The 7,438-nt window shown below is 39.2% G+C and carries 6 protein-coding genes and 2 pseudogenes; 2 read left to right on the forward strand and 6 right to left on the reverse strand.

The annotated features are described in order from the left end of the window. Positions 1–19: 19 nt before the first annotated feature. Positions 20–322 (forward strand): annotated as a pseudogene (locus HT687_RS11135) (transposase); the annotation flags it as partial. Between the two features lie 65 nt (positions 323–387). Here the strand turns inward: HT687_RS11135 and HT687_RS11140 are convergent. The 5 genes from HT687_RS11140 to HT687_RS11160 form a co-directional block, all read right to left on the reverse strand. Then, positions 388–1,314: an ATP-binding cassette domain-containing protein gene (locus tag HT687_RS11140; protein ID WP_001291299.1), complete on the reverse strand. Its 927-nt coding sequence runs from the start codon at positions 1,312–1,314 to the stop codon at positions 388–390. A 10-nt stretch (positions 1,315–1,324) separates the two neighbouring features. Further along, complete coding sequence (locus HT687_RS11145) at positions 1,325–2,392, reverse strand: ABC transporter ATP-binding protein (RefSeq protein WP_000159548.1); 1,068 nt, start codon at positions 2,390–2,392, stop codon at positions 1,325–1,327. An 8-nt stretch (positions 2,393–2,400) separates the two neighbouring features. Next, the gene (oppC, locus tag HT687_RS11150; protein WP_000103690.1) at positions 2,401–3,327 is read right to left on the reverse strand and encodes an oligopeptide ABC transporter permease OppC; all 927 of its coding nucleotides are present in this window, start codon (positions 3,325–3,327) and stop codon (positions 2,401–2,403) included. Further along, complete coding sequence (locus tag HT687_RS11155) at positions 3,327–4,823, reverse strand: ABC transporter permease (RefSeq protein ID WP_000759897.1); 1,497 nt, start codon at positions 4,821–4,823, stop codon at positions 3,327–3,329. Before HT687_RS11155 ends, oppC begins: the two co-directional genes overlap by 1 nt. A 66-nt stretch (positions 4,824–4,889) precedes the next feature. After that, entirely contained in the window at positions 4,890–6,869 is a 1,980-nt protein-coding gene (locus HT687_RS11160; RefSeq protein ID WP_138704222.1) for a peptide ABC transporter substrate-binding protein, read from the reverse strand. A 126-nt stretch (positions 6,870–6,995) separates the two neighbouring features. On the opposite strand from HT687_RS11160, the gene HT687_RS12110 reads away from it, so the two are divergent. Next, complete coding sequence (locus HT687_RS12110; RefSeq protein WP_079247630.1) at positions 6,996–7,178, forward strand: hypothetical protein; 183 nt, start codon at positions 6,996–6,998, stop codon at positions 7,176–7,178. On the opposite strand, the pseudogene HT687_RS11165 reads toward HT687_RS12110, so the two are convergent. Then, positions 7,162–7,347, reverse strand: a pseudogene (locus tag HT687_RS11165) (transposase); the annotation flags it as partial. The gene HT687_RS12110 and the pseudogene HT687_RS11165 overlap by 17 nt on opposite strands. Between the last annotated feature and the right edge of the window lie 91 nt (positions 7,348–7,438).

A 7,438-nucleotide genomic window follows, 5' to 3' on the forward strand; every position in this document is an offset into this window, starting at 1 on the left:
CAAGAATCTCTAGTGGTACATCGTGTTTACCCTCCAGAATAAAGAGCCTGACAAATTTTTCGGACTCATTGAGGACAATCTAAAGCAGGTTCATCCTCTTTTTCAGACTGTTTTTAAAACCTTCCTCAAGGATAAAGAAAAGATTGTCAACGCCCTTCAACTACACTATTCTAACGCCAAATTGGAAGCAACCAATAATCTCATCAAACTTATCAAGCGCAATGCCTTTGGTTTTCGGAACTTTGAAAACTTCAAAAAACGGATTTTTATCGCTCTGAACATCAAAAAAGAAAGGACGAAATTTGTCCTTTCTCGAGCTTAGCTGACTTCAACCCACTACAGTTGACAAAGAGCCTAAAAATTGACATGGAAATTATAAAACCATTACTAGTTTAGTCCTTTTTGATAACGTGCCAATTCGGCTTGGTTCGCCCAAATATAGTGACCTGGACGGATTTCAACCATGGATGGTTTATCAGTCTCATAGTCGTGTTGACTTGGGTCGTAAACCTTCAAGACCTTCTTACGTTCCAAGATTGGGTCTGGAATTGGTACCGCTGAAAGCAAGGCTTGAGTATATGGGTGAATTGGATTGTTAAACAATTCTTCTGTCTCTGCAACCTCTACAATAACACCCTTGTAAATAACTGCGATACGATCTGAAATAAAACGAACAACCGACAAGTCATGGGCGATAAAGAGATAGGTCAAGCCAAGTTCTTTTTGGAATTTTTTGAGCAAGTTCAAGACTTGGGCTCGCACAGAAACGTCCAAGGCTGAAATTGGTTCATCCGCAATAACAAAGTCTGGTTGCATGACCAAGGCACGGGCAATACCGATACGTTGACGTTGACCACCTGAAAACTCATGAGGGTAACGAGTCAAATGCTCAGCAAGCAGACCCACTTCACGGATAATATTTTGAACTTTCTCTTCACGCTCTGCTTCATCCTTAAACAAATGGTGATTGTAAAGACCTTCAGAAATAATATAATCAACAGTCGCACGTTCATTCAAACTTGCCGCAGGGTCTTGGAAAATCATCTGGATACGACGAATCAATTCCGCAGCTTGTTCACGCGATTTCTTACCATTAATCTTTTGACCCTCAAAAATGATATCTCCATTACTTGTATCATTGAGACCGATGATAGCACGACCAATAGTTGTTTTCCCACTACCTGACTCACCAACAAGCGAGAACGTTTCTCCCTTGTTGATAAAGAAGTTAGCATTTTTAACCGCGACAAACTTCTTACTTCCTTCACCGAAGGAAATTTCTAAATCTTTAATTTCTACTAATTTTTCAGACATTTCCTTCCTCCTAGTCAGCCAGATGGGCAAATCCCATTTTTTCACGGATCTTATCATGGAGATTTGCAATCACAGCTGGTTTTTCTACTTTTGGAGCATCCTCATGAAGAAGCCAAGTTTTAGCCCAATGTGTCTCTGATACTGAGAATTGAGGAGCTTTTTGTTCGAAGTCAATCTGCATTGCATAGTCAGAACGCAAGGCAAAGGCATCCCCTTTCAAGTCAGTATAAAGTGACGGAGGTGTTCCTGGGATTGAGTAAAGATCCCCTTTATCATCAGCAAGCTGAGGCAAGCTAGACAAGAGACTCCATGTATATGGATGGCAAGCGTCATAGAAGACTTCCTCAACAGTTCCATACTCAACGATTTCTCCTGCATACATAACCGCTACCTTATCCGCAATACTTGCTACCACACCAAGGTCGTGAGTGATAAAGATTGTTGTGAAATGATACTCGTTTTGTAAAGATTTTAGCAAATCAATAATCTGAGCTTGAATGGTTACATCCAAGGCAGTTGTTGGCTCATCACAGATCAAGACATCAGGTCGGCAGGCAAGGGCAATCGCAATAACGATACGTTGACGCATTCCTCCAGAATATTGGAATGGGTATTCATCAAAACGTCTATCTGCATCTGGAATCCCAACCTTATTCATGTAGTCAATGGCCAATTCTTTTGCTTCCTTGGCTGTTTTTCCTTGGTGTTTTACAATAACTTCTGTAATCTGGCTACCAATTGTTTTAATGGGGTCCAAACTAGTCATTGGATCCTGGAAGATAGTCGCAATCTTAGCACCACGAATTTGTTCCCAATCCTTGTGAGAAGATAAGGCTGTCAAATCCTGACCACGGTAGTCAATACTACCTTGGGCAATGCGACCATTTTCTTCGAGCATACCTGTGAAGGTCTTTGTCAAAACAGATTTACCTGATCCTGACTCACCTACCAAGGCTAATACTTCTCCTTCAACTAGTTCAAGGGAAACGCCGCGAATGGCTGTCAATACTTTGTCACGAACGTCAAATTCCACGACAATATCGCGAGCAGTCAAAATTACATTTTTTTCTTTTGTCATTTCTACTCCTATCTATGTGTACGTGGATCACTAGCATCCGCTAAGTTTTGACCAACTACGAAAAGGGACAAGGATACCAAGACAAGAGTTGTCAATGGAATCCAGAACAAGTAAGCATTGGTTGTTACGTTTTGTGAATAATCCGAAATCAAACGACCCAAACTTGGCACTGTAATCGGCAATCCAAGACCGAAGAAAGACAAGAAGGCTTCGTATGAGATAAAGCTTGGAAGCATTTGAGTCATCGTTGTCACAATAACAGATACCAATTGTGGCATAATGTTTTTGGCAACAATCTTCAAGGTTGGTGTTCCCAAAGTACGTGACGCCAAGTTGTATTCCAAATCACGATAACGCAAGATTTGCACACGGATCATGAAGGCAATCCCAATCCATGTCGTCACACTCATAGCAAAAATCAGATTCCAGAATCCAGCTCCGATTGAGTAAGTCAAGACAATGACAATCAAAAGAGATGGGATGTTTGAGATGACGTTATAAACTTCCATCATAACACGGTCAACTGATTTTGAAATTCCCCAAATACCACCGACAAAAACACCGATAACCAAGTTAATCACTGTCGCAATCACAGAAATAAGGATAGAGTTACGAGCTCCAAACCAGACACCGTCAAAGAGTGATTTACCGTTACTGTCTGTACCGAACCAATGCTCAGCATTTGGCTTGATATAACGAGCACTAAAGTCGTTTACCTTGCTGACATCATTGAAATCAAACTTAGAAAACATTGGGTAGATGAAACTCATCAAAATGATGGCTACCAAGATTCCCAACATGACTACAGTTGATTTTTTCTTCATAAATTGTCTAAACACTGATTTCCAGTAAGAATATGCTGGCGCATCAATAGTTTCAGAGGCAAAATCGTCACGTTTTATAAACTGAAATTTTTCTTTATCGATTGTAGACATTATTTGCCTCCTTTCTCAGTCAATTTAATACGTGGGTCAATAATAGTCATCCAAATATCTCCCAAAAGACGTGAGAAGATAGAAATACATGTAAAGATGAAGACAAGACCAACGACCATAGAGTTATTAGATGCTTTTACAGAGTCAATCAACATTTTACCCATACCTGGGAAGGCGAAGACTGTTTCAGTAAGGGTTGCACCACCGATAACCCCAATAATAGCACCAGGAATTCCTGAAACCAGCGGAACCATGGCATTTTTAAAGATGTGTTTGTTTGAAATTTCTTTTTCAGACAAACCTTTTGCACGAGCGAAACGAACAAAGTCTTGAGATTGCAAGTCAATCATGTAACGACGAATCCAAATAGCTGTACCAGGAGCACCCAACAAACCAAGGATGACTGCTGGTAAAACGTAAGAACGCCAATCTCCAGCTCCCAAGATAGGGAACGAATCTGGAAGACCAATAGATGATCCAATCAATCGAACGATGTAAACCAAGGCAATGGTTGGAAGAGCAAGCAAGAAGGTCAAAGCCCCTGTTGAGAAGCTATCAATCCAAGTGTTCTTGAAACGAGCCATGGCTGAACCAAGTGGCACTGCAATCGCATAAGAAATCACCAAACCAATCAAACCAGTAATAGCAGAGCTGACAATCATAGATGGATATTGGTAATTACTTTCAGTCGCTGTATAAGGATCATCTTTCCCATAGCTAGCTACTTCACGAGAGTCAGCCTGACTAGGTGACTTGTAGGTTCTTGAGTAAATATTTACAGAAGACGTTTTCTTACCTGTTGGGAACTGAACTTGGGCAGTTTTGGTTTGTCCTTGACCTTGAGTAATAACCTGAAGAACTGGTGTATTAGCATAGGTTGGGTAAGAGTCACCTAAATTGATGTTCACAAAATTTTGATGCACAAATGGGAACTGACTGTTAAAGTACAAGAGATATTTATGTTTAGTTCCTGAACCGACCAATGACCATCCGATAGCTGGATCATTTTCGAAACGAAGGTAACGTTTCAAGTCTGGATTTTCAGGGTCTTGGATTTTATTTGTATGGTCAATGTCAATCAAGTTAGCATAGAAGTGAAAAACACGTTCAAAAATGGGGATTTCACGACTAGCATAGAATTGACCACTTTCAGTAAATTCTCCCAAGGTCCAACCATGACCTAATTGATTGATGTACTTTTCATAAATAGCTTTATTGGTCGCATTTGCTTCTACTGTTACAGAAGAATCCATGCTACTTGCCTTTTCTTGCAACTCTTTAGTATCGTAATACTCAATGTAGCCCATACGCTCAAACACAGTATTTTCATAGTTATCACGTTTATCAGCCGTTGTCGCAATTTTATTATAGTTAGGATCCTGCTTGAAAATCAATTTTCGAGGAACCAAGGTATAGATAATCGTGTAGGTCAAAGTCGTTACTAAGAAAATCGAAACCAATGACCGCAAAACACGCATAAAAATATATTTTTTCATATTATTTCCTTTAAAAATCCCAAAAGAACCTTCTCCTCATGGAGAGAAAGTTCTATTAGAAATTATTTACTTCACATGACTTGCCAATTCTTTTTGAGCTTTCTCATTTGATTCAGCTTTTTCTTTCAACCATTTTTCACGAGCTTTTTCATACTCTTCCTTAGTCACCACTTTATCTTGTAATTTCAAATATTTGAAGTAAACATCTGACCCCTTAGAGCCTGTTTGCGCAGAAGCTCCAGTAAATGGAACAATTCGTGAAAGCACTGGTGCTGCACCAGAAGAAGCCATAGCAGGAATAAAGAGTGAACTATCTGTCAACCATGCTTGAGCCGCTGCATATTTTTCATAACGGACATTCAAGTCGCTTGTCTCTCTGGCAGCTTCATCAACTAATTTATCGTATTCTTTCAAACCAACTTGAACTACTGAAGGGCTATTTGGATTATCAAATCCTAAATATGTTTTTGTAGTTTCACTGCTAGTTGTTTTTAAAATATCCAGGTAAGTAGATGGGTCTTGATAGTCTGGACCCCATGAAACTCCTCCTGATACATCCCAATCCTCAGATGAAGCATTGGCAGCATAGTAAGTAATATTAAGGAATTCATCACTTGTCATTTGTTGAATATCGACAACGACATTTTCAACACCAAGAACTGTTTCTACAGATTGTTTAAAGGACTGAATACGGGCGATGTAGCCTTTTGCTGCTTGGTCTACTGGAACATCCAGATGAATAGGAAACTGAACGCCATCTGCTTCTAAAGCTTTCTTAGCTTTCGCAAACTCTGCCTTGGCCTTGTCAGCATTGAATAAACCATCCTGCCCATCAGCTAAATTCACACCTTTCCACTCATCTCCATAAGCAGGAAGTTGAGCAGCGACTAAATCACCAAAGGTCTTCTCACCAGCTGAAACAAAGTCTGGTTTTACAAATAAATTACGAACTGCTAAAGCTGCTCCATCTTTACCATTGATTTGAGCTGAGTAAGCTGAGCGATCAAGAGCAAAATTCAAGGCTTGACGGAAATCTTTGTTAAGCAATGCCTTCTTAGTAGCTACTTTCTCTGAATCTGTAGTTTTAGAAGTATAGTTGTAACTTTGGCGATCAATATTCACACCCAGACCAGCAATCCCAGAGCCTGATTGTGTGTAATAGATATTGTCCTTGTATTCTTCTGCAACCTTAGAATAGTTGGAGCTGGTAGGGTAAAGACGGGCATAACTATAAGCTCCACTAGTGAAGTTACGCTCTAGCGACTCCTGATCTGATCCATCATAGTAAGCTAGATTGATAGTATCTAGGTGGACATTTTCTTTATCCCAATATTGCTCATTTTTTACAAACTCTACAGAAGATTTTGCAGTCAACCCTTTCAACAAGAATGGACCATTATAAAGCAAGGATGTCGGATCTGTTGGTTTAGCAAAATCGCTTCCTTTTGATGTTTCGAATTCTTCATTCAGAGGCCAGAAAATAGAATAGGTCAACTTAGAGTTCCAGAACGGTTCAGGCTGGTTCAAAGTGTATTGTAACGTATAATCATCAACCGCCTTGACACCAACTGTTGAAAAATCTGTTGAAGTTCCTGATAGATAATCTGCCAAGCCTTTAACCGAATTTTCAGCTAAATACATAGCTTCTGATTTTTTATCTGCTGCGTGTTTTAAACCGTTCACGAAATCTTTAGCCGTCACCTCTGCATATTCTTCTCCATCAGAGGTAAACCATTTAACCCCTTTACGAATCTTATAAGTGTAGGTCAAACCATCCTTAGAGACTTCCCAATCCTCTGCAACTGCAGGAGCAAGATTACCGTAATTATCGTTAGTGAATAAACCATCAATCCCATTTGAAGTCACTACTGTTGTACTATTTTTACTTGAAATCAGGTAGTCCAAGGTTTCTGGGTCTGCTGTATAAACATAGCCATAAGCTTTAGGGGCTGATGAATCAGATGATTTTGAAGAACTGCATGCTGCAAGTACACCTGCTGCTAATAAAACAAGACCTGCTGTAGCAAATACACGATTTTTTTTCATTTTCTACTCCTCTGTTTATGTGAATTATAGATTGACAACCATTATATCACATTATCCATTAAAAATCAAACAAATTTTCAGAATATTTAGGCTTGTTGGCACAAATTTTTCATTTTTTTTGAATATATGATTCAAATTGTCGTTCGAAGTGTCAAAGACTACAGTGAAAATAGGAAATTTGACGCAGAAACTTTGGAGTTTAGGAAGACATACAGTAAAATGAAATACGGACGGAACAATGTGATTTTGGAATTCAAATCATTTTATAACAATATTAGACTTCCTGCAAAAGAGGATATAGCTTCATGAGTCCTTGATAACCATTGTCAGCCAAGATTTTACCAGCTTGTCCGATATTTCTGCGACTCGTTTTGAACAACTTCATATCATGACAATAGTTCACAGCGATATCCAAAGAAACAATTCTCCCTTGACTTGTGACAATCGCTTGAGCCTTCATAGCGTGGCATTTCTTTTTATAGTCATTTAGTTTTTAAAAAGCGTTCCAAACATTCAAAAATAGTTGGGACTTCCCTTAATAAATCTGTTCCTTTCTTTTTCAAGATAGC

Source organism: Streptococcus sp. 1449 (assembly GCF_013276805.1).
GTDB lineage: Bacteria > Bacillota > Bacilli > Lactobacillales > Streptococcaceae > Streptococcus > Streptococcus pseudopneumoniae.

What these genes read in the sequence shown, in the direction of transcription:
- oppC (WP_000103690.1), bottom strand. Translation starts at nt 3,327, where the DNA reads ATGTCTACAATCGATAAAGAAAAATTTCAGTTTATAAAACGTGACGAT.
- HT687_RS11155 (WP_000759897.1), bottom strand. Translation starts at nt 4,823, where the DNA reads ATGAAAAAATATATTTTTATGCGTGTTTTGCGGTCATTGGTTTCGATT.
- HT687_RS12110 (WP_079247630.1), top strand. Translation starts at nt 6,996, where the DNA reads ATGATTCAAATTGTCGTTCGAAGTGTCAAAGACTACAGTGAAAATAGG.
- HT687_RS11160 (WP_138704222.1), bottom strand. Translation starts at nt 6,869, where the DNA reads ATGAAAAAAAATCGTGTATTTGCTACAGCAGGTCTTGTTTTATTAGCA.
- HT687_RS11145 (WP_000159548.1), bottom strand. Translation starts at nt 2,392, where the DNA reads ATGACAAAAGAAAAAAATGTAATTTTGACTGCTCGCGATATTGTCGTG.
- HT687_RS11140 (WP_001291299.1), bottom strand. Translation starts at nt 1,314, where the DNA reads ATGTCTGAAAAATTAGTAGAAATTAAAGATTTAGAAATTTCCTTCGGT.